At 67.1% G+C, this 25,894-nt stretch carries 20 protein-coding genes and 1 pseudogene; 11 read left to right on the forward strand and 10 right to left on the reverse strand.

What is annotated here, in order from left to right; genetic code table 11:
• The first annotated feature begins 49 nt into the window (after nt 1-49).
• The gene (locus CFB47_RS22235; RefSeq protein WP_089462292.1) at nt 50-1,696 is read left to right on the forward strand and encodes an NRAMP family divalent metal transporter; all 1,647 of its coding nucleotides are present in this window, start codon (nt 50-52) and stop codon (nt 1,694-1,696) included.
• A 127-nt stretch (nt 1,697-1,823) separates the two neighbouring features.
• Here the strand turns inward: CFB47_RS22235 and CFB47_RS22240 are convergent, their stop codons facing one another.
• On the reverse strand, nt 1,824-2,729 hold the full coding sequence (locus CFB47_RS22240) for a LuxR family transcriptional regulator (protein WP_089458606.1): 906 nt from the start codon (nt 2,727-2,729) through the stop codon (nt 1,824-1,826).
• A 283-nt stretch (nt 2,730-3,012) separates the two neighbouring features.
• Here CFB47_RS22240 and CFB47_RS22245 point away from each other — a divergent pair, with 283 nt between their 5' ends.
• The gene (locus tag CFB47_RS22245) at nt 3,013-3,846 is read left to right on the forward strand and encodes an autoinducer binding domain-containing protein (RefSeq protein ID WP_089462293.1); all 834 of its coding nucleotides are present in this window, start codon (nt 3,013-3,015) and stop codon (nt 3,844-3,846) included.
• Between the two features lie 265 nt (nt 3,847-4,111).
• Entirely contained in the window at nt 4,112-6,079 is a 1,968-nt protein-coding gene (asnB, locus tag CFB47_RS22250; protein WP_089462294.1) for an asparagine synthase (glutamine-hydrolyzing), read from the forward strand.
• A 19-nt stretch (nt 6,080-6,098) separates the two neighbouring features.
• Here the strand turns inward: asnB and CFB47_RS22255 are convergent.
• The 4 genes and pseudogenes from CFB47_RS22255 to CFB47_RS22270 all read right to left on the reverse strand — a co-directional run.
• A pseudogene (locus CFB47_RS22255) lies at nt 6,099-6,290 on the reverse strand (lytic transglycosylase); the annotation flags it as partial.
• Between the two features lie 512 nt (nt 6,291-6,802).
• Nucleotides 6,803-7,201: a winged helix-turn-helix domain-containing protein gene (locus CFB47_RS22260; RefSeq protein ID WP_089458603.1), complete on the reverse strand. Its 399-nt coding sequence runs from the start codon at nt 7,199-7,201 to the stop codon at nt 6,803-6,805.
• Between the two features lie 466 nt (nt 7,202-7,667).
• Nucleotides 7,668-9,878, reverse strand: coding sequence for a xanthine dehydrogenase family protein molybdopterin-binding subunit (locus tag CFB47_RS22265; RefSeq protein ID WP_089462295.1), 2,211 nt, complete (start codon nt 9,876-9,878; stop codon nt 7,668-7,670).
• 2 nt (nt 9,879-9,880) lie between these two features.
• Complete coding sequence (locus CFB47_RS22270; RefSeq protein ID WP_006480868.1) at nt 9,881-10,342, reverse strand: (2Fe-2S)-binding protein; 462 nt, start codon at nt 10,340-10,342, stop codon at nt 9,881-9,883.
• Between the two features lie 181 nt (nt 10,343-10,523).
• Here CFB47_RS22270 and CFB47_RS22275 point away from each other — a divergent pair, with 181 nt between their 5' ends.
• Complete coding sequence (locus CFB47_RS22275) at nt 10,524-11,447, forward strand: AraC family transcriptional regulator (protein WP_089462296.1); 924 nt, start codon at nt 10,524-10,526, stop codon at nt 11,445-11,447.
• Between the two features lie 45 nt (nt 11,448-11,492).
• Here the strand turns inward: CFB47_RS22275 and CFB47_RS22280 are convergent, their stop codons facing one another.
• The 5 genes from CFB47_RS22280 to CFB47_RS22300 are packed head-to-tail and all read right to left on the reverse strand — an operon-like array spanning nt 11,493 to nt 18,042.
• Complete coding sequence (locus CFB47_RS22280) at nt 11,493-14,153, reverse strand: glycosyltransferase (protein WP_089462297.1); 2,661 nt, start codon at nt 14,151-14,153, stop codon at nt 11,493-11,495.
• A gap of 26 nt (nt 14,154-14,179) precedes the next feature.
• Nucleotides 14,180-15,583 carry a UDP-glucose/GDP-mannose dehydrogenase family protein gene (locus CFB47_RS22285; protein ID WP_089462298.1) on the reverse strand — a complete coding sequence of 468 codons (1,404 nt, stop codon included), beginning with the start codon at nt 15,581-15,583 and terminating at the stop codon, nt 14,180-14,182.
• Nucleotides 15,584-15,618: 35 nt separating this feature from the next.
• A complete protein-coding gene (gene galE, locus CFB47_RS22290; RefSeq protein WP_089458598.1) occupies nt 15,619-16,608 on the reverse strand; it encodes a UDP-glucose 4-epimerase GalE in 990 nt (329 codons plus the stop codon).
• Nucleotides 16,605-17,612 carry a UDP-glucuronic acid decarboxylase family protein gene (locus CFB47_RS22295; RefSeq protein ID WP_089462299.1) on the reverse strand — a complete coding sequence of 336 codons (1,008 nt, stop codon included), beginning with the start codon at nt 17,610-17,612 and terminating at the stop codon, nt 16,605-16,607. The genes galE and CFB47_RS22295 overlap by 4 nt, the downstream gene beginning before the upstream one ends.
• Entirely contained in the window at nt 17,605-18,042 is a 438-nt protein-coding gene (locus tag CFB47_RS22300; RefSeq protein ID WP_242808612.1) for a hypothetical protein, read from the reverse strand. The genes CFB47_RS22295 and CFB47_RS22300 overlap by 8 nt, the downstream gene beginning before the upstream one ends.
• A gap of 1,666 nt (nt 18,043-19,708) precedes the next feature.
• On the opposite strand from CFB47_RS22300, the gene CFB47_RS22315 reads away from it, so the two are divergent.
• The 7 genes from CFB47_RS22315 to CFB47_RS22345 all read left to right on the forward strand — a co-directional run bounded on the left by CFB47_RS22315 (nt 19,709) and on the right by CFB47_RS22345 (nt 25,876).
• Complete coding sequence (locus tag CFB47_RS22315; protein ID WP_089458596.1) at nt 19,709-20,032, forward strand: hypothetical protein; 324 nt, start codon at nt 19,709-19,711, stop codon at nt 20,030-20,032.
• Nucleotides 20,033-20,144: 112 nt separating this feature from the next.
• The gene (locus CFB47_RS22320; protein ID WP_089441982.1) at nt 20,145-20,735 is read left to right on the forward strand and encodes a hypothetical protein; all 591 of its coding nucleotides are present in this window, start codon (nt 20,145-20,147) and stop codon (nt 20,733-20,735) included.
• Nucleotides 20,736-20,809: 74 nt separating this feature from the next.
• Nucleotides 20,810-21,091, forward strand: a complete 282-nt coding sequence (locus CFB47_RS22325) for a hypothetical protein (protein WP_089441983.1) — start codon at nt 20,810-20,812, stop codon at nt 21,089-21,091.
• A 44-nt stretch (nt 21,092-21,135) separates the two neighbouring features.
• Complete coding sequence (locus CFB47_RS22330; protein ID WP_089462301.1) at nt 21,136-22,962, forward strand: chemotaxis protein CheA; 1,827 nt, start codon at nt 21,136-21,138, stop codon at nt 22,960-22,962.
• Between the two features lie 156 nt (nt 22,963-23,118).
• A complete protein-coding gene (locus CFB47_RS22335; protein ID WP_089458594.1) occupies nt 23,119-23,703 on the forward strand; it encodes a hypothetical protein in 585 nt (194 codons plus the stop codon).
• Between the two features lie 111 nt (nt 23,704-23,814).
• A complete protein-coding gene (locus CFB47_RS22340; protein WP_089462302.1) occupies nt 23,815-25,236 on the forward strand; it encodes a sigma-54 dependent transcriptional regulator in 1,422 nt (473 codons plus the stop codon).
• A gap of 133 nt (nt 25,237-25,369) precedes the next feature.
• Entirely contained in the window at nt 25,370-25,876 is a 507-nt protein-coding gene (locus CFB47_RS22345; RefSeq protein ID WP_089462303.1) for a hypothetical protein, read from the forward strand.
• Nucleotides 25,877-25,894: the final 18 nt, after the last annotated feature.

Raw genomic sequence — 25,894 nt, forward strand, 5'->3', positions numbered from 1 at the left:
TCCAAGGTCACACGCTCTTCAGATAACCCTTAGCCGTACGGAATAAATCATGTCCACGCCATCCAACGTTTCTCCACCGATCGTCGCCGAACGCAGCGCCGTGCTCGACGAAGCCCACCTGGGCGATATCCGCGGCGCACTCGGCACGATCGCACGTCACGACACCGGTGCACGCGGCACGTGGTGGGCGCGTCTGCGCACGCTGCTCGCGATCATCGGCCCGGGCCTCATCGTGATGGTCGGCGACAACGACGCCGGCGCATTCGGTACCTATACGCAGGCCGGCCAGAACTACGGCACGACGCTGCTGTGGACGCTGCTGCTGCTCGTGCCCGTGCTGTACGTGAACCAGGAAATGGTGCTGCGCCTCGGCGCGGTCACAGGCGTCGGCCACGCCCGCCTGATCTTCGAGCGCTTCGGCAAGTTCTGGGGCGCGTTCAGCGTGATCGACCTGTTCCTGCTCAATGCGCTCACCATCGTCACCGAGTTCATCGGCATCACGTTCGTGCTGGATTTCTTCGGGCTGCCGAAGGTGGCCGGCGTGTGCGTGGCCGCGGCATTGACCATGGCCGCGGTGAGTACGGGCGACTTCAGGCGCTTCGAGCGGTTCGCGATCGGGCTGTGCCTGCTGAGCCTGCTGCTCGTGCCGGTGCTCGTGGCGATCCATCCGCCGGTCGGGCAGATCACGCGCGATTTCTTCATCCCGAACTGGCCCGCGCATTCGAAGCTGTCGGACGTGATGCTGCTCGTGATCGGCATCGTCGGTACGACCGTCGCCCCCTGGCAGCTGTTCTTCCAGCAGAGCTACGTGATCGACAAGCGCATCACCCCGCGCTTCATGAAGTATGAAAAGGCGGACCTGTGGATCGGCATCGCCTTCGTGCTGGTTGGCGCAGTGGCGATGATCGCGTTCTCGGCCCAGCTGTTCTCGGGCCATCCGGAATTCGGCAACTTCACCGACGCCGGCGGCATCATCGCGGGCCTCGAGAAGTATTCGGGCCGCACGAGCGCGACGCTGTTCGCCGTCGCGCTGCTCGACGCGTGCATCATCGGCGCGGCGGCCGTTTCGCTGTCGACCGCCTACGCGATCGGCGACGTGTTCAAGATCCGTCACTCGCTGCACCGCAACGTGTCGGACGCGAAGGGCTTCTATCTCGTCTACTTCGGCATCGTCGCGGCCGCCGCTGCGCTGGTGCTGATCCCGGGCAGCCCGCTGGGCCTGCTGACGGAAGCCGTGCAGACGCTCGCGGGCGTGCTGCTGCCGAGCGCCACCGTGTTCCTGCTGCTGCTCTGCAACGACAAGCAGGTGCTCGGCCCGTGGATCAACTCGACGAAGCTCAACGTGTTCACCGGCGCGGTGATCTGGGTGCTCGTGATGCTGTCGATCATCCTGACCGCATCGGTGATGTATCCGGACATCAGCGGCGAAGCGATCCTCGACGTGCTGGTGGGCGGCAGCGTGCTCGCGATCGTCGGCTATCTTGCGACGGTGCTGATCCGCCGCAACAAGCGTGTCGTCGAACCGGGCGTCGACCGTACGCAGCGCGATACGTGGCGCATGCCGCCGCTCGAGACGCTCGAGCCGCAGAAGATGACGATGACGACGCGCGTGTGGATGGCCGTGCTGCGCGGCTATCTCGTGATCGCGGTCGGTCTGGTGATCGTCAAGGTGGTGCAGATGACGCTGCTGAAGTAACGCAGGTCGTCTTCCAGGAAGCGGCGCCGGACCCGGCACCGCGCCGCAACCCGTACATGCCGGCCCGCGAGGCCGGCATGTGCGTTTACGCGTCCGTTTGCGACAGGCCGCGCACGCCGCGCGATCGTCAGATCAGCTCGAGCTTCGACGTCAGGTACGTGAGCTGGATGCGGTTCGCGACGCCGAAGCGCTTGCGCAGCTTGCGCAGGTGATAGTCGACGTTGTGTGCGCTGGTGTCGAGGCGCCGGCCGATCTCCTTGTCGGAGGCGCCTTCGGCGATGCCGAGCAGCAACTCCTGCTCGAACGGCGTGAGCCCGTTCACCGCGCGCTCGCGCGACGTCGAGATCAGCTGCGGCGACGCGAACTTGTGCACCGACAGCCCGATCGACAGCGCCTGCTCGATCGTCGCCGGCGTGATCCATTCGCGCGTGCGGCGTGGTGCGGTGAAGCTCATGAACGCATGCAGCCGCGTGCCGGGCACGGCCATTGAATACATGATGCCGCTGCACATTCCGTCGTCCTGCATCGTCTGCAGGAAGCCGTCGAGCGCGGCCGGCGTCGCGCGCGGGCCGGCGTCGCGCTCGCGGTGTTCGCGGCGCAACTGCTGCAGGTCCCACACGATCGGCATGTTGCACACGCGCGCGCCGAGCGTGCGCGGGTCGATGTCGTGATGGCTGTGCCGCACGTAGTCGCCGCGATAGGTGGCCGGCGTGAAGGCTTCGTGCAGGTAGAGACTTTCGACGCGCTCATGCGCGAATTCGAGCGCGAAATATGCGAACGTCGAGAAGCCCGTCAGGTGCAGCAGGCTTGCGACGATGCGGCTGCGTTCGGCCGTGCTCTGCGCGTGCGCGAGCGTATCGGCGACGCCGAGCTTCGGCGCGTGCGGCTGCGTGAGCTCGCCGCGCTTCACGTCGTCGCACCAGACGACCTGCACGGGGCGCTCCCGCAGCACGTCCGGGCACGCGTTCAACCCGTGCGTCGGGCGGGGAAAGGTTGGGGCGACCGCTTCTTCATGCAATGCAATATCGGACATGTGCCATCCCTCGGAATCGACGCGCATCGCCTGGCGGCGGCCGTATCGTGTACGGCGTTCGTGGCGGTGCGATCGAGCATCGTGTGATATGCGCCGATCGTCATCCCTGACGAAACGCGGGGGCATTGTACAAAAATGCCTGTGTATGCGTAATATGCCGTAATACTAATGGCGGCGGAAGATTCCTATTCGCACGCCGATAACGAAGACCAGACAATCCAAAAAGAAAAGACCAGATCGTGACGGGGCGCAGGTTCACATATTGGGAAAGGGCGGGCTCCTCATGACATATGCTGACGGCGCACCACGCGTCGAGTGGTTTTCGCAGGCCGATATCGCAACGACTGCGGCTTATTCGAATCAATATCAGGCAATCGGGCACGACGTTTTTACCGGCGCTCCAATTGAGTCCGGTAAAACCGACCTTACTCCGGTCGATTTCGCGCAATGCCATGCGCGCTTGCGGCAAATCGGTTTCAGTACGCTCGGTTACGGCGCTTTCGAAATGATCGGGCGGCGCATCCTGTGCGCGCATCTGCTGCGCGACCTCGCGCCCGCGACGTTCATGCAGCCATTTATCGAAGGGATGCTCTACGAGAGCGATCCGCGGTTCGCGCAGGTGCGGCAAAGCGGCTTTCCGGTCGCGTGGCGGCTCGACGAGATCGAGGCGGCCGCGCAGGGCAGCGGCGACCGCAAGATGCTGGCGCTCGCCGGCCATCTGCGCGCGCACGCGATGAACAGCGGCGTGCTGTTCGGGCTGTCGGCGCCGCGTCTCGATTTGCGTGTCGCGGTGAACGTGACGTCGGAGACGCACGGCACCGACTGGATCGACGATCGCGTGATCGGCGGTGCGCTGTCGGTGAGCCTCGCCGTGCATCGTGTCGCGTTGCCGTTCCTCGAGGCACGCATCGCACGGATGCGCGGCTTCGCACTCGGCGACGAGCAACAGCAGGTGCTCGACCGTCTCGTGCACGGGCTGTCCGACCAGGAGATCGCGAGCGCGCTGCGCACGTCGCTGCACAAGGTCGGTCACCATATCCGCTCGCTCGAAAAACTCTTCAACGTGCAGAACCGCGCGCAGCTTGCGTATCTGGCGGCGCGCCGGCTGCCGTCCTGACGCGGTCCGTTCCCCGTTTTTCCGCGTGACCCGATGATCGCCGGGCCGGCCCGTCCGTGGCCTGCCCGGCGGGGCACGTCGGCCGCGCGTACCGTCGTGATGCACGCACGCTGCTTGACAGCGTTTTTTTCGAGTGATTGCAGCATTCACCAGTGAATTATTGCTGATTTATTTCTTCGTAATATGGCTCGACCGTCACGCCGGACGGCGGGCCGCGAGGTTGCGCCATGCGTGACGGAACTGGTCAACAGGGGCAGACAAATCAATGTGCGGAATCGACGGCTTTCTGAATAGCGTCGCCTTCGATGAGGAGACAGCGCGCGGCACGCTCGCGCGCATGACGGCAAGCCTCGCGCATCGCGGGCCGGACGGACAGGGGATCTGGGTCGATCCGGAAGCCGGCATCGCGCTCGGCCACCGGCGGCTCGCGATCGTCGACCTGTCGGTCTACGGCCGACAGCCGATGGCATCCACGTGCGGCCGCTACGTCATCGTCTTCAATGGCGAAATCTACAACCATCGCGAACTGCGCGCGGAGCTCGAGCGCGCGGGGCGCGCACCGGCGTGGCGTGGCCACTCCGATAGCGAGGTGCTGATCGCGGCGATCGTCGCGTGGGGTGTCGAGGCGACGTTGCGGCGCGCGACCGGCATGTTCGCGATCGCGCTGTGGAATCGCGAATCGCGGGTGCTGACGCTCGCGCGCGACCGGATCGGCGAGAAGCCGCTCTACTATGGCCGGATCGGCGACGCGCTCGTGTTCGCGTCCGAGCTGAAGGCGCTGCGCGGCTATCCGGGCTTCGACGGCGCGATCGATCGCGACGCGTTGTGCCTGTATCTGCGCCAGTCGAGCGTGCCCGCGCCGCATACGATCTATCGTGGCATCCGCAAGTTGCCGCCCGGCACGTATATCCAGTTCGAGCATGCGCGCGATACGCCGCGTCTGCGTGCGTACTGGACGCTCGATCAGGCGATCGAGGACGGTCGCGCGCAGCCGTTCGAGGGCAGCGCCGACGAGGCCGTCGGCCAGCTCGACGCGGTCTTGCGCCAGGCCGTCGCGCGGCAGATGGAGGCCGACGTGCCGCTTGGTGCGTTCCTGTCGGGCGGCGTCGATTCGTCGACGATCGTCGCGCTGATGCAGGCGCAATCGTCGACGCCGGTCGATACGTTCACGATCGGCTTCCATGAAGCCGGCTACGACGAAGCCGGGTATGCGAAGGCGGTTGCGCGTCACCTCGGCACGCGTCATACCGAGCTCTACGTCACGGCCGACCACGCGCTCGGCGTCGTGCCGAAGCTGCCGTCGATCTACGACGAGCCGTTCTCCGATGCGTCGCAGATCCCGACCTTTCTCGTGTCCGAGCTGACGCGCCGGCACGTGAAGGTCAGCCTGTCCGGCGACGGCGGCGACGAGCTGTTCGGCGGCTATACGCGCTACTTCCTGACGCCGCGCCTGTGGCGCAAGCTGCATCGGGTCCCCGGCGCCGTGCGCGCCCGGATCGCCGCCGCGCTGCATGCGTTGCGGCCGGATCATGCGGACCAGCTCGCGGCCGTCGCGCAGGGTGCGTGGGGCGGCGTGGAGGCACGCGAATCGGCCGCGCGCATCGGCGATCGCCTGCACAAGCTCGGCCACGTGATGACGGCCGAGAGCCGCATCGGGCTGTACCGGCTGCTGATGTCGTCGGTGCATCATCCCGAGCGCCTCGCGCTGTCGGGGCAGGAGCCGGCGACGCCGCTCGACACCGCATCCGCGTGGCCCGCGCACCTGAGCTTCGCCGAGCAGGCGATGGCGATCGATACGCTCACGTACCTGCCGACCGACATCCTCGCGAAAGTCGATCGCGCGGCGATGGCCGTGAGCCTCGAAACGCGCATGCCGTTCCTCGATCATCACGTCGTCGAATTCGCGTGGCGCGTGCCGGCGGCGGTGCGTTTGCCGGAAGGGCAATCGAAGGCGCTGCTGCGCCGGCTGCTCGACCGGTACGTGCCGTCCGCGCTGATCGACCGGCCGAAGCAGGGCTTCTGCGCGCCCGTCGACCACTGGTTGCGCGGCGCGCTGCGAGATTGGGCCGAGGCGCTGCTGCGGCCGTCGCGGTTGCGCGAGGAAGGCTTCTTCGATGCGGCCGCGGTCGAGCGCCTGTGGCGGCAGCACGTGACCGGCCGGATGAACTGGCAGCACCAGTTGTGGACGGTGCTGATGTTCCAGGCCTGGCTGGAAGCGCAGCGCGCCGCATAAAGCGGTGCACCGCGCGTCGTCACTCGTCGAGGCAGCGCATGCAGCGCTGCTTCGCGGCGTTCGAGTGCAGGCCGCGGCACATCGTCGTCACGGGCCGCGCATGGCACGAAGGCGGATCGGCGGACGCCGCGGGCGACGCCTGCCGGCGTGCGCGCTCGGGCGGGGTGGTCGCGGCGGCATCCATCCGTCGCTGGCGTGCGGGCGGCGTGTCGCGCCCCGCGCTGTCTTCATCGGGATTGCCGGACGTCATCGACGCGACGTGCAGCGCGCCATCGTCGGCTGCATGCGCAACGGGTGGCGGCGTGGCGCACATGAGCGCAACCAGCACATACAGGCAGGCGACAACGGTTCGCGACGCGCGCATTTTCATGGTCATTCCGTTCGTTCCGGGGCCGGCGGCGCGAAGGGCGCGCGGCTGCTGCGTCGATTGTAGGGACGACGCAGGCCGAGTGTCACGCCGGAATCCGTCGTCACGGGCATGGACGGCGGCATGGGCGGCGATGGACGGAGCGGGCGCGACGAAGCGTGATGCGCGAGGACGTTCGGCTGCCGGCGCGCAAAAGCGACCGCCGCCCGGAGGCGGCGGTCGGGTCGCGACTGGCTGGCGGGCCGGGCGGCGTGCAGGCCGCGCCCGACGGGCGGGCCGCGAGGCGCTGCGGATCGCCGCAGCGCGTTGGGGGGAGCGTGACCGGCGCGCCGTGTGCGAGCGGCGCGGGGAAAGCGTCAGGCGTAGTCGGCGGCCATCACGGCCGGCGGCGCCACGCGCAGGATCGGCGCGGCTTCGTGGCGCTCGACGTGCGTCATCGCCGCACCGAACAGCACGAGACGATAGCCGACCGCGTAGATCGGGATGATCCGCAGGTTCTTGTCGTGATCGAGCTGCAGCTTCGAACGGATACGCGAGATATGGGTGTCGAGCGTGCGCGACGACACGCCGAGCTCACGACCCCACACGGCTTCCTGGATTGCCTGCCGCGGCACGATCTTGTTCATGTTGTCGAGCAGGAATTCGACGACGTCGAATTCACGCGGCGTCACATCAATGATCTTGTTGTCGATTTCGATCGTGCGGCGCACGAAGTTGATTTTTATGTTGTCGATGTACAGGTATTTGCAATCCATGGTGGCCCTCGCATGTCCATAAAGGAGTGTTTGCGGGTCCTGTGCTGCAACTTTCGGGCCAGGGAGCGGATCGTCGGGGATCGACCGGAGGCGGCGCCCCTGCAGGCGGCGCGGCAGCCTTGAATTTAAAAGAAATTTTAACGGGAGGCGCGGGGCAGAGAGAAACGGGGGCGGGATAACTTTGAAGGATTGTTACGTAGCATCGGCCGGCGACGTTACGGGCGTTACGTCCGACGTAACGTGCGGGGCGAGGCGGGGGGCGGGCCGGCGGAGTGTCGCTGCAGCCGAATGGCGAACCCGATATCGAACCCTACATCGAGCCCTACATGGGTCGATGGATTGTTCATGCGAATCAATGTGTTACGGGTGTTTTTTGCCGACATCGAACCCTACATTGCCAGCCTCCTGAATAAAAAAACGCCGGCCGCGAGACGTCTCCGCCCGCGGCCGGCGTTCCGGGCCATCCTCAAGCCTTCGCGCTATCCGCCGAATCGAACGGCAGCACGTAATGCCGCTTGCCCGTCGCCGCGAAGATCGCGTTCGCGACCGCCGGCCCGATCGGCGCGACGCCCGGCTCGCCGACCCCGGTCGGCGCTTCGGCCGACGGCACGATATGCACTTCGACCTTCGGCATCTCGGCCATCCGCAGCACGTGGTAGCCGTCGAAGTTGCGCTGCTCGACCTGGCCGTCCTTCAGCGTGATCGCGCTGTGCATCGCCGCGCCGAGCCCGAAGCCGATGCCGCCTTCCATCTGCGCGGCGACGATGTCGGGATTGATCGCGATCCCGCAATCGACCGCGCACACCACGCGCTCGACCTTCACCTTGCCGTCCGCGTCGACCGACACCTCGGCCACCTGCGCGACATAGCTCTTAAACGCCTCGGCGACCGCGATCCCGCGCCCGCGGCCCTTCGGCAGCGGCTTGGCCGGATCCCAGCCGGCCTTCTGCGCGGCCAGGTCCAGCACCGCGCGCATGCGCGGCTCCTTCGCGAGCAGGTCGCGGCGGAACGCGTACGGATCTTTACCGGCCGTGTGCGCGGCTTCGTCGATGAACGCCTCGACCGCGTACGCCGTGTGCGAGCTGCCGACCACGCGCCACCACAGCACGGGCAGGCCGACCTGGGTGGTGGTGAGCTCGACCGACACGTTCGGCACCGCGTACGGCAGGTTCGCCGCGCCCTCGACCGAGGTGGCGTCGATCCCGTTCTTCACCATGAACGCCGCGAACGGCGTGCCGGCTAGGATCGACTGGCCGACGATCCGGTGGCGCCAGCCGACCAGCTTGCCGTCCGCGGTCAGCCCCGCGTCGAGCTTGTGGAAGTACATCGGCCGGTAGAAGCCGCCCTGGATGTCGTCCTCGCGCGTCCACTGCAGCTTGACGGGCTTGCCGTCCGCGCCGAGCGCCTTGGCGATCGACACGGCCTCGACCACGTAGTCCGACCATGCGTTCGCGCGCCGGCCGAAGCTGCCGCCCGCGTACAGCGTGTGGATCTGCACCTGCTCGGGCTTCAGGCCGGCCGTCCGGGCCGCGTTGGCCTGGTCGACGGTCTGGAACTGGTCGCCGGCCCAGATCTCGCAGCTGTTCGCCGTCAGCTTGACGACCGCGTCGAGCGGCTCCATCGGCGCGTGCGCGAGATACGGGAATTCGTACGTCGCGCTGATCTTGCGCGCGGCGCCCGTGATCGCCGCGTCGGCATCGCCGTCCTTGCGCGCCGACGTGCCCGGCTTGTCGGCGAGCTGCCGGTATTCGCGCATGATCTCGTCCGAGCCGCGCTTTTCGGCGTTCGTTTCGTCCCATTCGATCTTCAGCGCGTCGCGGCCCTGCTTCGCGGCCCAGAAGCCGGTGCCGACGACGGCGACCCCGCCCGGCACCTGCACGACCGACACGACGCCCGGCACGGCCTTGGCCGCCGTCGCGTCGAACGACTTCACCTTCGCGCCGAAGCGCGGCGGGCGCTGCAGCAGCGCGACGCGCATGCCGGGGACGGTTGTGTCGAGCGTGAAATGCGCGGTGCCGTTCGATTTCGCCGACGCGTCGACGCGCGGAATGGCGTGACCGATCAGCTTGAAATCGGCCGGCTGCTTCAGCGTGACCTTGTCCGGCACCGGCAGCGTCGACGCGTCGGCGACGAGCGTGCCGTATGCGGCCGTCTTGCCGCTCTTCGCATGCGTGACGACGCCGTTGGCGGTCGTCAGCTCGCTCGGCGGCACCTTCCAGCGGGCCGCCGCGGCCGATACCAGCATCGCGCGGGCCTTGCCGCCGGCTTCGCGCAGTTGCTGCCACGAGTTCGACATGGCCGAGCTGCCGCCCGTGCCCTGCATCGTGCCGAACGCGAGGTTCGCGTAGCGTTTCGCATCGGCGGGCGCGCTTTCGACGCGCACGTGCGACCAGTCGGCGTCGAGCTCTTCGGCGACGATCGTCGCGATGCCGGTATAGGCGCCCTGGCCCATTTCGACGTGCTTCGCGATGACCGTGACGGTGCCGTCGGGCGTGATGCGCAGGAATGCATTCGGCGCGAAACCGGCGGCGGGCGCGGTCGCGGCGAGCGCGCGGCGGCCGAAGCCGCTGAAGTCGAAGCCGATGGTCAGGCTGACGGCGGCCGCGGCGCCCGCGGCCTTCAGGAACGTGCGGCGCGACGGACGCACCGACCCGGTGTTGTCGAGTTCGATCGTCATGGTCAGGCTCCCAGCGTCGCGGCCGCGTCGTGGATCGCCGCCCGGATGCGGGCGTAGGTCGCACAGCGGCACAGGTTGCCGTTCATCGCGGCGTCGATGTCCGCGTCGGTGGGCTTCGGGTTCTGTTCGAGCAGCGCGGTGGCCGACATGATCTGGCCGGACTGGCAGTAGCCGCACTGCGGCACCTGCAGCTTGACCCAGGCGGCCTGCACGGCCTGCGCGGGCTTGCTCTGCAGGCCTTCGATCGTCGTGACGTGCTTGCCCGCGATGCCGGCGAGCGGCAGCACACACGAGCGGACGGCCTGGCCTTCGAGATGCACGGTGCACGCGCCGCACTGCGCCATGCCGCAGCCGAACTTCGTGCCGGTCAGTCCCGCGTGTTCGCGAATCGCCCAGAGGACGGGCATCGACGGATCGGCGTCGAGCGTGACGTTCTTGCCGTTCAGGACAAAGGAGGTAGGCATTGTGATTGTCTCCGTGGGGAAAACCCGGCATGCGCCCGGTCAGCGGGCAGTGTGCGCGAGCAGCCGGTTTTTGCGTCTACCCAATCCTGCAAATTTATTGAACAATCCTGCAAATCCCCGGCAGGCGGCGGGCGGTTTCGCTATGCTCCCGCGACATGAGGAAATTGATCGAGGAAGCGTCATGGACATGACCGATATCGTGGCGTCGCGCGAATCCGGGCAGCGCGAGCTGGCGACGCTGATCAGCCGCTTCGCGCCCGCGGACGGCTCGCATTCAACGGCCGTGCCGGGGTTGATGCTGCACCGGCACACGCGGCCGGTCGATCTCGGCTGCGGCGTGTCGCGGGCCGCGCTCGTGATCGCCGCCCAAGGCTCGAAGCGCGTGATCGTGGCCGGTCAGGCTTACGAGTACGACGCGCAGAATTGCCTGATTACCTCCATCGACTTGCCGATCCTGTCGCGCGTGACGAGCGCGTCGCCGGACGCGCCGTATTTGTGCCTGTCGCTGACGCTCGATCCGCAGCGCATCGTCGAACTCGCGGCCGAGATGCGGCTGCCCGAACCCGATGCGGGCCCCGAAGGCGAGGGGATCGCGCTCGCCGAGCTGACGCCGCCGCTGCTCGATGCCGCGCTGCGGCTGATGCGGCTGCTCGATACGCCGGCCGACATTGCGGTCGTCGCGCCGCTGATCGAAAAGGAACTGCTGTACCGGCTGATGACGAGCGGGCAGGGCACGCGGCTGCGGCACATGGCGATCGCGGGCAGCCAGACGCACCGGATCGCCCGCGCGATCGAATGGATCCGCGATCACTTCGCCGAGCCGATGCGCGTCGAGTCGCTCGCGCAGGCGGTCAACATGAGCGTGTCGTCGCTGCACCATCATTTCAAGCACGTGACGACGCTGAGCCCGCTGCAGTACCAGAAGCAGTTGCGGCTGCACGAGGCGCGGCGGTTGCTGTTGCGGCAGGGCGGCGACGTCGGGTCGGTGGCCGCCGTCGTCGGCTACGAAAGCGCGTCTCAGTTCAGCCGCGAATACAGCCGGCTGTTCGGCGCGCCGCCGATGCGCGACGTCGTGCAGCTGCGCAGGAAGGAACTGCTCGGCTGACGGCGGATCGCCGGAAAGCCGGCGCGCGGTCGCTCGCCGCGCGTGTCACCGGGCGACCACCGTCGTCTGCAGGAAGGCCGGCGCGATCCGCCAGTCCGGCACGTAATGCGCGGGCCACGCGCCGGGCGTGTCGACCGCGTTGAAATACACCACGGCCTTCAGCAGCGGATAGCGCCACAGCGACCGCTGGAATTCGTCGAGCGCCTCGCGCTTGCGCGAACTCGACCCGTCGACGCCGAGCTCCGTGACCATCACCGGCAGCCCGTAGTCGGCCACCCGCTCGTACTTGGTCCGCAGGATGCTCGCGGCGGACGCGTGGCCGCCGGCCGGCCAGACCGCGCAGCGCGGGCAGTCGAACACGGACAGGCCGACGTCGTCCACATAGCCGCGGCCGGGGAAATAGTCGTCGAGGTTCCGGTTGCCGGCCGGCGACCACACGAAGCGGATCTGGTCGGTCATCGCGCGGCAGGCGGTCACGACCCGCCGGTATGCCTGCACGTAAGCCGATGCATCGCCGATGGCCCACGGATAGCGCCCGGTGTCGGCCTCCATCTCGTGGCCCCAGCGCACGAACACGGGGCTTTTCAACGCGGCGAGTGCCGAGCAGGTGGCCGCGATCCGCGCGTCGTAGCGCCCGTGCGCGATATCGTCGAGCAGCGCGCCTTGTCGCGTGTCGCCGGCCGCCCAGGGCTCGACGGTCAGCATCAGCGCGCGGTTGCGCGCCTGCGCGCGCCGGTACGCATCGTCGATTTCCGCACGGATGTCGGGCGCGTTCCACGACACGAACACATGATCGAACGCGAGATTCCGCTCACCCGCGAGCGTGCTCTCGGGGTCGTAGGCGCCGAGTTCGGGCTGCTTCACCGGTTCGCCCGGCACGGGCGCGACCACGGCCGGCAACCCCGAGCGCCACATCATCGCCTGCCAGCCTCTTGGCGCGCGCAGCCCGATGCCCGACAGCAGCATCGCGAGCGCGACCACGAACAGCGCGTTGCGCACGGGCAGGCGGCTGAAGAACATCTGCCTGAACGCCGACCACGCGAGCCCTTGCTCCCGGCCATGATTCACCGCGACGACGGCCGCGATCACCAGATACAGGATGCTCGTCAGCGTCGAGAACAGATAGAAGCCGGCGGCGTTGCGCGGATCCTCGACCGTGACGACGGGCAGGCTGCAGAACAGCGAGATCAGCAGATACGGGGCGACCACGCGCAGCGGCGCGTCCTGTTCGACCGCGCCGCCTTTCGGCGTGACCTTGAACGGGAATTCCTTGCCGCGCACGCAGTCGAGCACCGCCGATACGCAGCCGAGCACGACCCACGGCCAGCGTGCGAACACGAACGACAGGCCTTCCCACGACAGCAGTTTCGTATTCAGCGGGCGGCACGACTGGGTCGAACGCGTGGCCCAGGTCACGACGCACAGCAGCAGCACGGCCAGCGGCAGCGCGTAGGTGAGGTACGTGAGGTAGTCGACGTGCGCCCACACGCGGCCGGTCAGCAGCGCGACGACCGGAATCACGACGCCGCCGGCCATCGCGAGCGCGCACAGCGGATACCACAGCTGGCAAAACAGGAACTGCGCCTTCAGCTTCAGCGGCAACCCCATGAAATAGTGGCGCGTGTAGCGCAGCATGATGATCATCACGCTCTTGGACCACTGGAATTCCTGCGTGGCCAGGTCGCCGAACGTGCGCGGCCCTTCGCCGTTCGCGATCGCGTTCAGCGCATGCATGCCGCGCCAGCCCTTCGAATTGAAGATCATCGTGGTCGAGTGATCCTCGGCGAGCTCGGGCCCGAGCCCGCCGATCTCGCGCAGCGCGCGGCAGCGCACCGCATAGTGCGAGCCGATGCACAGCGGCGCGAGGCCGCCCGCATAGCCGGCCTGCATCGTGCCGTGCAGCGGCCCCTCGACGTTCACGCGCCCGCGTGCGCTCCAGCTCGTGGCCGCGTTGCTGTCGCAGATGCTCGGCGCCGACACGTAGCCGACGGCCGGATCGACGAACGGCCGCAGCATCTCCTCGAGATAGGTGCGGGTTGGCACATGGTCGGCATCGAGCTGCGACACGAAATCGTAGTTGTCGTAGCCGACCTTGTCGTAGAAGTACGCGAGATTGCCTTCCTTGCACTTGGTCCGGCGCGGCCAGCTCGTCCGGTGGTACGCGGCGACGCCGCGCCGCGTCGACACGAATACGCCGTGCGCGCGGCACCAGTCGAGCGTCTCGGGCGACGGATCCTCATCGGCGAGCCACGTATCGTGCGGGTAGGTCTGGTCGAGCATCGCGAGCAGCGTCGTGCGGACGATGTCGAACGGCTCGGACGGCGCCTTGGTGACGACCATCGCGACGCGCCAGTCTCGCGGCACCGGTAGCGCGGGGTTCGGCACGACCGCCGAGCGGATGATGAAGATGAAGTAGCCGGGAATGAAGGTGGTCCAGAACAGCACGAAGCAGTTGACGCCGAAGCGGAAGGCGTCGACGTAGTGCTCGTCGCGCAACCACCAGCGCCAGAAGATGCCCAGCGCGACGAACCAGGCCAGCGCGAGGAGGTGGAAGACGATGCGGGTGCCGCTGTCCATCAACGGGACGACGAGCGGCACGTCCGCGCTCGTCGAGGCGGCGCGATCCGCGCCGGAGGAGGCGGTGTCGATGGTGTCGGCGGTATCCGGCGCAAGGCCGCCCGCAAGCGACGCAACCAGCTTCTTCATGGTGCTCTCCCGTCAAGGTCAGATCATCAGTCTTGAAGCAGGCTGCGTGGCAGCCGGGTGTCCTCGCTGGCGGGCGGTTGTTCCGATGCCGGGTCGGCCGGCGTGCGTTCGCCGCACGCGCGGCCCACGCGCTCATAGCGGCGAAAGCCGCTATCGACGGCGAGCCGCTCGCTGAACAGGTTGCGCATGTCGAGCATCACGGGATCGGCCATGTGATCCGCGAGGTCGGCGAGATCGAGTGCCTCGAACGCTTTCCATTCGGTCATCACGACGACGGCGTCCGCACTGCGCACCGCGTCGATCGCGGAGCCCTCCATGAAGACCTGCGGCAGCAGCCGCGACGCTTCATGCGGACGCGCGGGGTCGTACGCACGGATATGCGCGCCCGCGCCGACGAGCAGCTGGATCACGTCGATGCTCGGGCTTTCGCGCACGTCGTCGGTCTGGCCTTTGAACGTGAGACCGAGCACCGCGATGCGCTTGTCCTTGATCGAGCCGCCGCAGGCCTTCTCGATGCGGCGCAGGATCTGCTCCTTGCGCAGCGCATTCGATTCGATCGCCGCGCTGACGATGCGCAGCGGCACCGCATGTTCGGAAGCCGTTGCCTTCAGCGCGCGCGTGTCCTTCGGGAAGCACGAGCCGCCCCAGCCGGGGCCGGCCTTCAGGAACGATGCGCCGATGCGGCGGTCGAGGCCCATTCCGTTCGCGACCAGTTCGACATCGGCGCCGACGGCTTCGCACAGATCCGAGATCTCGTTGATGTAGCTGATCTTCACCGCGAGGAACGCATTCGCCGCGTACTTCACGAGTTCGGCCGTTTCGATCTCGGTCGCGAGCACGAGATGGCCCATCGCCTCCAGCGGCGCATAGATGGCCTTCATGATCTCGATCGCGCGCGGATGCTCGGCGCCTAACACGACGCGGTCCGGGTGCATGAAATCGTCGATCGCCGAGCCTTCGCGCAGGAACTCCGGATTCGATGCGATCGCCGCGTCGATGCCGTCCGGCGCGCAGCGTTCGACGATCCGCTTGACGATCCGGTTGGTGCCCACCGGCACCGTCGATTTCGTGACGACGACCGCGAAGCCGGTCAGGTTCGACGCGATCTCGCGCGCGGCCGCCTCGACGTACCGCAGGTCCGCCTGGTCGGTGCCCGGCAGCGTCGGCGTGCCGACCGCGATGAATACCGCGTCGCGATCGCGCACGCTCGTCGCGAGGTCGCTGCTGAAGCGCAGCGTGCCGCGTTCGACGTTGCGGGCGACGACGGCGTCGAGGCCCGGTTCGTAGATCGGCATGCGGCCTTCGTTCAGCGCGTCGATCTTGCCGCGATTGTTGTCGATGCAGACGACGTCATGCCCGAGATCCGCAAAGCACGCGCCGCTGACCAGCCCGACGTAGCCCGTGCCGACGATGGCGATCCGTACCTTCATGGTGATTCCCCCGCGTGGCGTTCAAGGAAACTTGCTCAATTGCCGGATTCGAATTGCAGTGCTTTCTGAAACCACGCCGCGGCATGTTCGACCATCGGTTCGATCGCGGTGAAACGCGGCCGCCAGCCGAGCACGAGCGCGGCTTTCGTGGCGTCGGCGTACAGTTCGGGCGGGTCGCCCGGGCGGCGCGCGGCCGTTACCGTCGGCACGCGGCGGCCCGTCACGGCTTCGACGGCGCGCAACGCCTCGAGCACCGACGTTCCCTTGCCGGTGCCGAGATTCAGGGCGACGCTGTGGCCGCCGCCGCACAGATAGGCGGTCGCTTTCAGGTGCGCGTCGGCGAGGTCGCTCACATGCACGTAGTCGCGAATCGCCGAGCCGTCGGGGGTCGGGTAGTCGGTGCCCATCACCTGGAATGCACGGCCGGTGCCGAGTGCCGCGCGGATCGCGAGCGGCAGCGCGTGCGTTTCCGGTTCGTGGCATTCGCCGATCTCGCCGTCAGGGTCCGCACCGGCCGCGTTGAAGTAGCGCAGCGCGACCCACTTCAGCCCGTACGCGCGCTCGAAATCGGCGGCCATCCGTTCCATCGCGTACTTCGTGAAACCGTACGGATTGATCGGCTGCTGCGGCGTGCGCTCCGAGATCGGCAGCCCGTCCGGAATGCCGTACGTCGCGCACGACGACGACATCACGATCCGGCCGATGCCCGCCGCGTGCATCGCGCTCAGCAGCGTGCAGGTGCCGGTGACGTTGACCGTGTAATAGCGGTCGGGCGCGAGCACCGAATCGCCGACGTACGCGAGCGCCGCGAAATGGATCACGACGTCGGGCCGATGCACGGCGAACGCCTTCGACAGCGCGTCGCGGTCGAGAATGTCGGCCGCGACGAGCGGCCCCCAGCGCACCGCATCGCGATGGCCGGTCGACAGGTTGTCGTAGGCGACCGGTTCGTGTCCCGCTGCCGCGAGCGCCTTGCAGGTATGGCTGCCGATATAGCCCGCTCCGCCTGTCACGAGCACTTTCATGCCGGGGCCCCGGTTACGCGCAGCACCGGCTCGAGCCACAGTTCGCGGCTGAAATAGTCGACGGTCCGGCGCAGCCCTTCGTCGAGATCGATGGCCGGCCGCCAGCCGAGCTCGGCCGACGCGACCGAGATGTCGGGCTTGCGCTGGTGCGGATCGTCGATCGGCAGCGGCCGGAACACGATTTCCGATGTCGCGCCCGTCATCGCGAGCACTTTCTCCGCGAGCTCGATCATCGTGAATTCGCCGGGGTTGCCGATGTTGACCGGCGTGCCGACGTTGCGCTCGGCGTTCATCAGGCAGAAGAAGCCGTCGATCAGGTCGCTGGCGAAGCAGAACGAGCGCGTCTGCCGGCCGTCGCCGTAGATCTCGAGCGGCGCGCCGTTGAGCGCGCCGACGATGAAGTTCGACACGACGCGGCCGTCGCGCGGCGACATCCGCGGGCCGTAGGTGTTGAAGATGCGCGCGACGCGCACGTCGACGCCGTGCGTGCGGTAGTAGTCGTAGCACAGCGCTTCGGCCGCGCGCTTGCCCTCGTCGTAGCACGCGCGCGGGCCGATCGTGTTCACGTTGCCGCGATAGGTTTCCGTCTGCGGATGCACGTCCGGGTCGCCGTAGATCTCGCTGGTCGACGCCTGGAACACGCGGGCGCCCGTCTTGCGCGCGAGCATGAGGCAGTGGTTCATGCCGAGCACGTTGGTCATCATCGTATGGACGGGATCGATCTGGTAGGTGGGCGGCGATGCCGCGCACGCGAGATTCCAGATCTCGTCCACCTGCAGTTGCGGCAGGCCGAGCGAGACGTCGCCCTTCACGAATTCGAAGCGGCCGGACGCCTTCAGGTCGGCGACATTGAGCTTGCGCCCCGTCAGCAGGCTGTCGATGCACGTGACGCACGCGCCTTCCATGACCAGGCGTTCGCATACGTAGCTGCCGAGAAAGCCGGCGCCGCCCGTCACCAGGACGCGCTGACCGGCGCGCGTCTCGAGCGCGACCCGGTCATTCATGGCTTTCACCTTCGTCGAGCAGATCGAGGAACCACACGTCGATTTGCTCGACGGCGGTGCGCACGCGTTCCATCCCGCCGCACGGGTAGCGCTTCGGCAAGCGCCGGCTCGCATGGGCCGAGGTCGACGAAGCGCCGCGACAGGCGCTCCGGTTTCGTTGGCTACCCCGTTGATGCCTGAACGACGCGCACGTCGATCGCCCGGTGGTGATCTTCATCGCCTTTTCCCCGATACGCTGATTGACGAGCCGGCCGCCGTCCGTGATCTTGTGCTTCGACGTGCCGCTCGGTGAGAGCCGGAAACAAGGCAATCGGCATGCCATGAACGATGCCGCCGCGATGCGCACGGGAGCGGCGGCGCAATTGCCGCGCGATATGCGCGCTTCTGTTTCATGCATGTATCGTGGGGACAGAAAAGCGGGCGATTCCATTGCCGGGTCGATGCGATTCGATACGACGCAACGCATGATGAATCAGGCTTTTTATGAAATGGCGTCGTCGAACAGGTGTTGAGCTTGAATGTTTCATCGGTGAGAAATGCATCGCTAAACGATTCAAGGCGCTTCCCGAATGTGACGCGAATCGGACGATTCGGTGCGTGAAAGGCGGAGCGAATGAAGGTGAAAAAATGATGTGCGGCATGACGAGGCCCGAGTTTGCATTCATTTGAATGATTACGCCGCCACAAAAATTTTCTTTTTTACGGTCTATTTCGGCCCTCGAGCGGTGCGTGATCCTGTCGGTATTTTCACGGATGAATCAAATTCGTTTCGGTCATCGGGAGAAACGCATGTCGAAGGCGCGCCCGAGGCTGCCGTGTCGGGCTTTCGGTGCCCGGTGTCGGGCGAATCGATTCTCGTTTGTGATGGCACGGGAAGGGGCCGCACACGCCGCGCCCCACGGTTTGCCGGCGGAAATGCCCGCGCCGCCGGCCTTGCGCGGCAGCCCCGTTCTCAAGTTTGAAACACTCGTTCATCAGGCCGCCCGGTGCGGGCCTGCGGGCCGGATTCGTCCGTCTAATCCGGCGATTGCGTCGCGGTGCTCAACGATCGGAGCGGGTGTCAGACTGTTATTGCGATACATTCCTGAAACAAAAAATGTCGTTCCCGGCGCTGTGGGCCGCCATGGCGGCCGTGTGCCGCGCGCAAGCTGCGGTGGAATATCGCGTGGCACGCTGCTTGCGGTATTCGACGCACCGGCGGGCGGCTGAAACGATGTAACAAAGCGGTGGGGCGGCCAACTCGTCAATAAGCAGTCGGGGAAACGGCGATGAAGACCATAAGCAGTGGCTTGATCGGTGCGTACTTTACGCATCACTGGGGTAGTCGGAAAGGCCGGGGTGACGCTCGCGACGCTGTGCCAGCTTCGCGGGTTGCGCTGTCCCGGTTTCTTGCCCGCCGCGCGCGCCGCCTGCTGGCGCGGTTGTCGCGGTTGTCGCGCCGCACGGCAGTCGGGCGACAGCGGTACTCGCTCTCATTCAGTTCACCCGGATGGATCAGGCTGTTCGTGCCGGACAGCGTGATGCCGATTCGTCCCCGGCCATGCAGGGCCGCTCCGATCGCGCCTGGCCCATGCCGGCGCCGGCCGGATTAGACCGAACAGCCTGTCGGCCGGATTATCCGGAAGACGCTTCGTCGATAGCTCAGGGAGAACACAGGCCACCCGGCTGCAATGCAGGCTCTTGTCGCCCGCGTAAAAGGTGTATTTCAAGCGGCGCTGCGATTTGCGGTGGTTAATGTATTCGCGAATTTTCGATTCCGGAAACGGGATGTCGATTCATGACATGCCGTCCGGCGGGGTATCGAATATCGCCAGCCGGAAAGATGTGCGCATCGTTCCGGCATATCAAGCAAGGGAGTTTTCGGTGCAAGGCCAATGTTCATAAAAATAATAGAAAACACCTACCAAAAAAATTTGGATAACGAAAAATCTCGAAGCTAAGCTTCGTCTGGCAAAAACATAAAAACGTGATTTAAAAGGCAATGAGATTTTATTTATTAGATAGTGATCCTTAATTTTGAGGATTGCTCAAGTCGGGAAGATTGAAGGCGTGCGATCTTCCTGATTCACTCCGTCCACGCCGTTTTGGAGTCGACCATGAAGAAGCTTCTGATTGCAGCAGCAGTTCTGGCGGTTTCGGGTGCAGCGTTCGCAGGTAGCGGCACGGTGTCGAGCAGCAACTCGTCGAGCGGCGGTTCGACGGCGGCCGGGGTCGTCGGGTTCGGCGTTTTCGGCGCGACCGATTCCGGTGCAGCGCTCGGTGCAGCTGGCGCCACGGCCGGCCATGGCAGCAGCAGCTCGATCTCGTACACGGACCACACCAACACTTCGCAAGTGGGCGGCTTCGGCTTCGGCGGCGCACAGGCAGGTGGCACCAGCGGTGCGAATGCCGGTTCAATCGGCTGGACGTATCACCACTAAGCCGCGACGCGCAGCGTTCGTCATTGGCTGGCGGTACGGATGCCGGGTTTCGTCCGATGGGGGGCAGGCCCGGCTCCGCCACCGCTGAACTTCATCACAGCAAGGGATTGCTATGAAAGCCAACGTCATATTAGCGACAGCGCTCACCGTCTTATCGTCGGCTGCATTGGCAGCGGGTTCGTCCACGACCAACCAGACGCAATCCGTTGCGGCCGGTGTTTCAGGGTCGGTGCTGGTCGGTTCCGGTAGCTATACCAGCAATTCGACTTCGACGGCGGGCGCGAATGCAGGCAGTACCGTCACACCCGCTGGTTCCGCCGGCACGGCATCCGCTTTCCACAACTCGACTTCGACGGCCAGTGGTTCTGGCACGAACGGAGGCGCATTTGCGGCAGGCGGCGGTATCGGTGCCGCAGGCTCGTACGGTGGAAACAGCAGCACGAACGAGAACGCGAATGCGCTATCGGGAGGGGTAACCGCCACGATCGTACTCGGCGCGAACCACTACACGGCAACGGGCGGAAACGACCAGGGCAATGCCAACGCGGGTGCCGCTGGCCTGACGGGCAGTGGCGGTTCGGGCGCGATCGCGGGTTCGAATCACTACAACTCGTCGACCGTGTGGAGTACGGGTCCGGCCGGCTCGCCGTCCGCATCGGGTGGAAGCCAGGGCAGTTCAAGTGCGACCGGAAGCAGTCATTAGTCAGGTGTGGGGGGACCAGTTTCCCAGCGACGCTGGTCTCTTTTCCCCACATTGTTGTCACGTAAGGAGTTGGCATGAAGCAGAAACTGATTGCCGCCGCTCTGATGCTCGCGTCTCTGACGGCGTATGGCGCTGACCGTATTGCCGACGACGTGCAATCGAATTTGCAGACGTCAAACAAACCTGACCAGACAACCAAACCGTCAGAACAACAAACGCTTTCTTCGGGCAGTGCCATCGGCGGATCCGACGCCCAGCAGTGGCAGGGCATGTCGGCAGGCTCATGGTCCCAGCTGGGCAACGGCTGGAAACAGTTCGGGGAAGCAGGCAAAGCTGAAGGGAATCAGGGGAACTAGTACGGTTGCCTGGGTGGGAGGTCAAACCTCGTCCGGAGAGTGAAATGAACAGCAACAGGATCAAGGTGGCATGCGCTGCGATGTTCGCGATGACCACGATCGGCGCCCAGGCGCAAACCGCCGACTCGACTTCGAGCTCGCAGTCGTCGAGCGGCTCGACGGCCATCAGCCAGGGCGGCGGCTCGAGCATGAACACGAACACCACGAGCTCGCGCGGCGGCAATGCCACCAGCTCCAGCGGGGTCCGCGGCAGCGGCAATTCGAGCGTGAACGTGAACGTGACGATGCCGTCCGGCACGAGTGGCGGTTCGAACGTGACGCCGCAGAGCGTGAGTTCGCTGCAGTCGTCCGGCGCGCCCGGCACCAACCCGTACAACACCCAGACCTCGGAAAACGTCAATTACTCCGGGACGCAGACGATCAAGACGAACCCCTCGATCCAGGCGCCGGGCCTCACGACCACGCTGTCCGATACCTGCATGGGCTCGGTGAGCGTCGGTGTGTCGTTCCCGGGCTTCGGCGCGACGGGCGGCACGACGCTGGTCGACCAGGCCTGCGTGCGACGTCTCGATGCGCGTGAATTCCGTGCGATGGGCCTGACCGACGTGGCGCTCGCGCTGCTCTGCCAGAGCGACGCGAACCGGCGTGCGGTGGAAGCGACCGGGCACCTGTGCCCGGGCACGACCGCGCCGCTCGCCCGTTCGAACGTGGCGCCGAGCGTGGAAGCGACGGTCGCCGACGACGTGAAGTATCGAGATCCGATCGTGCGCGACCGCATGGGCTTGCCGCCGCTCGGCGCTGCCGCGCCGGCACCGGCTCAGCCCCGTCCGGTGGCGACGAATTTTGTGCAGGCAGCACCCGTGTCGGTGCCGGTACCGGTGCCCGTGCCGTCGATGGCGCCGGTTGCCGCGGCGCCGGCTGTTGCTGCGCCGGCTGTCGCAGCCGCCGCACCGGCAGTGGCAGCGCCTGCTGTTGCGGCCGCACCTGCCGTAGCAGCCCCCGCCGTAGCAGCCGCGGCACCGGCCGTCGCCGCCGCACCTGCGGTGGCTGCCGCACCTGCGGCGTCGATCGTCCCGGCTGCTGCGATTGCGGCCGTGCCGGCTGCCGCCGTGATCGCCGCACCGGCAGTCGCGGACAAGGCATCGCAAGCGCCTGCCACACCGGTCGCCGAGACGAAGGCCCCCGAGCCCGTGCAACCGGTCGCCGACAAGGCACCGGAACCGGCACCGGTGGTGGCCGACAAGGCGCCGGAACCCGCACCGGTGGTGGCCGACAAGGCGCCGGAACCCGCACCGGTGGTGGCCGACAAGGCGCCGGAACCCGCACCGGTGGTCGCCGACAAGGCACCGGAACCTGCACCGGCAGTCGCTGACAAGGCACCGGAACCTGCACCGGTGGTGGCCGACAAGGCACCGGAACCCGCACCGGCGGTCGCCGACAAGACCCCCGAGCCCGTGCAGCCCGTCGCCGACAAGGCGCCGGAGCCGATGCCGGCCGCGACCGACAACGCAGCGCAGGCCGCTGCCGCGCCGGCTGCGGACCCGACGCCGGCGGCGGCCGTCGTTGCGGCGCCCGCGGCTGAAGCCGCGATGCCCGCGCCGGCAGCCGATGCGAAGGCCGCCGAGCCGGCGCCGGTCGCCGCGGAAGCGCCCGCACCGGAAGCCGCGCAGCCGGCCGTCGCCGCGACGCCTGCCGACATGCCGGCCGCCGACGCGAAGGCGCCGGAAGCAGCGGCTGCGCAGCCCGCCGACATGCCGGCGTTGTCCGATCCGGCGCAAGCATTGCCGCCGGCTTCGGTCGACCAGCAGGCCGCCCCGGCTGTACCGGTCGTGCCGGCTCCGGCCGTCATCTCGACGAGCACGTCGTCGTAAGCATGCGGGTCGGTTTCCCGTGTGACCGGAACACCGGCCGCACGGGAGACGTTCGAACCCGATGCCCGACGGTCGTTTCCTGTTTGACGGGTGTTGATCCCATCCCCGAGGTCAACACCTCTTTTTGCCTGACGAGGATGCAAGGAGGCCTCAATCATGAGGATCTTTTTGATCGCTCTGTTGTTGTACAGCGCACAAGCCGCGGCGCAGTCGGTATTTCAGAACCCGGCGGTCTTCGTGATCCTGGGCGAGCAGACCGCCGCGAACGCCGTGAGCGTTCAGCAGGCGCTGTCGACGCTCGGTCGCGCCGACAACACGGCATGCGCGCCGATGATGATGATCGGCGATCCGCAGATGATCTACATGATGCCGGAGGAAGGCCACGCCCCGTCGTGGCAATCGCCGGTGTACGGCCGTGGCGCACCGTTCGAAGCGCAGAAGGGGCCGACATCGACCGGCAAGACGATCGGCGCGATGCAGCATGCCGAGGACATGCAGACGCAGCCATGGAGCGACGGCAGCGCGATCACGCAGAAGATCGCCGGCGAGTCGAGCGTGACGGCGGCGGAGCGGGTGAGCGGGTGGCAGCGCAACGGGCTCGGCTCGATCGAGACGGCCCCTGCGACGGAGGTGACGGTGAACGGCAAGACCTACCGCGCCTATCGTGACGACCTCAACCGTGCCGCGAAGCCGGTCGTCGAGCCGCAGATCTACACGCAGCGCGTCGTGTTCTGCCGATAACGAAACGTCAATCCGAGGACGGCCCGGCGCTGCGCCGCGGGACCACGATGTCCCGCCCCGCGCGATCCGGCAACGGCCGTTTCGACCACCCATCCAAGCGACGAGGCCATCGTGAACTATTGCTGCCAGATCAGGGTGTCGGGCCCGCAGGATCTCGAACGCGAGGCAGGACCGGCGCCGTTCGTTGCCGTCCGGCGCAACCATGTCGTGCCGCCGCGGCCACTCGTCTACCTGTCGCAGCAGCACGATGCCGCGCTCGTCGACTGCCTCGCGTCACGCGGCTGGGACGTGTGGCGCGCGAAAACCGTTGCGGACGCACTGAATCTCGTCAGGGTGAATCGCCCGCATGCGGGCATCGTCGACTTCGGCAGCTTCGCGTCGCTCGACGTCATGTCGTTCGAAACGCTGCTGCGCGATCCGCGCGTCGGCTGGGTCGCACTCGCCGACCATGAGCGCCTGCGGGATCTCACCGTCGCGCGCCTGATTCGCCACTGCTGCTTCGACTATGTGCGCAATGCGAACGCCTATACGACGATCGGCTATCTGGTCGGCCATGCATACGGGATGCTGAAGCTCGCGGACGGCAGCCCGGACGCTGCTGCGGCGCCCCCCGGCGGCACGATGATCGGCGCATGCGACGCCATGCGACGGCTGTTCGCGACGATCCGCAAGGTCGCGAACACGGACGCCACCGTCTTCGTCGCCGGCGAATCCGGCACCGGCAAGGAGCTGACGGCGGCGGCGATCCACCAGCAGTCGTCGCGCGCCGACGCGCCGTTCGTCGCCGTGAACTGCGCGGCCATTCCGCCGACGCTGCTGCAGGCCGAACTGTTCGGCCACGAGCGCGGCGCGTTCACGGGCGCGCACCAGCGCAAGATCGGCCGGATCGAGGCCGCGCACGGCGGCACGCTGTTTCTCGACGAAATCGGCGACATGCCGTTCGAGAGCCAGGCGAGCCTGCTGCGCTTCCTGCAGGAAGGCACGATCGAGCGGCTCGGCGGGCACGCGTCGATTCCGGTGGACGTGCGGATCGTGTCGGCGACCCACGTCGATCTCGAGGCCGCGATGCAGGCGGGGCGGTTCCGTGCCGACCTGTACTACCGCCTGTGCGTGCTGCGCATCGACGAGCCGCCGCTGCGCGTGCGCGGCCGCGACATCATGCTGCTCGCCGACCACGTGCTGCGGCGCTATCGCGGCGACAGTTCGCACCGGATTCGCGGCTTCATGCCGTGCGCGATCGAAGCGATCCACAACTACCCATGGCCCGGCAACGTGCGCGAGCTGATCAACCGGATCCGGTTCGCGGTCGTGATGACGAACGGCCCGATGATCTCGGCCGCGGATCTCGAACTGCACCCGTACACGTCGCGGCGGCCGCCGACGCTCGCGGAAGCGCGCCGGCAGGCCGAGCGGCACGCGATCGAGGAAACGCTGATGCGCCACCGCCACCAGCATGCGGACGTGGCGGCCGAGCTGGGCATCTCGCGCGCGACGCTGTACCGGCTGATGACCGCGCACGGGCTGCACGCCTGACGCGCGGCGGCACACCGCCGCTCAAGACCGCGCGATGCCGGCCGTTAAGACAGTAAACGGCCCGTCCGGACCGCCGGTGCAGCCATGCTGCGCGCGGCCGGCACGCGGCGCATCACGCTTATCCGAGGTTACCGTGGCAGAGTGCAGTCACTGCGGCAGGACGTTCCTGGCCGGCGGGCGGTCGATCGATGGCCGCCGCTATTGCCGTGCGGCGTGCGCGCAAGCGCATCCGATCGTCGTCGAGGCGGAACGGGTGCCCGACGCGAAAGTCTGGGAGTACGTGCACGACTGGCGTTACGGGCCGTGCCCGATCTGCGGTCGCGACGACCAGCCGGTGGATGTCCATGCGTCGCATCGCGTCGTGTCGCTGCTGTTCGTCACGCGCTGGGCGACGCGACGCCATGTGTGCTGCAGGCGTTGCGGCCGCAGGAAGCAGGCGGTCGCGCTGCTGGCGTCGGCCGTGTTCGGCTGGTGGGGGGTGCCGTGGGGCCTCGTGCTGACGCCGATCCAGCTCGTGCGCAATGCGCTCGGGCTGGCCGCGCGCGACCCGGCGGTCGCGACGCAGCAGTTCGAACAGCTCGTGCGGCGCAAGCTGGCGGCGCGCCGGCTGCGGCGCGCACGGCAGGGCGCCGGCGCCTGAGCGCGCGGCCCGGCGCGC

This window comes from Burkholderia sp. AU27893 (assembly GCF_002223205.1).
In the GTDB taxonomy this organism is placed as follows: Bacteria; Pseudomonadota; Gammaproteobacteria; order Burkholderiales; family Burkholderiaceae; genus Burkholderia.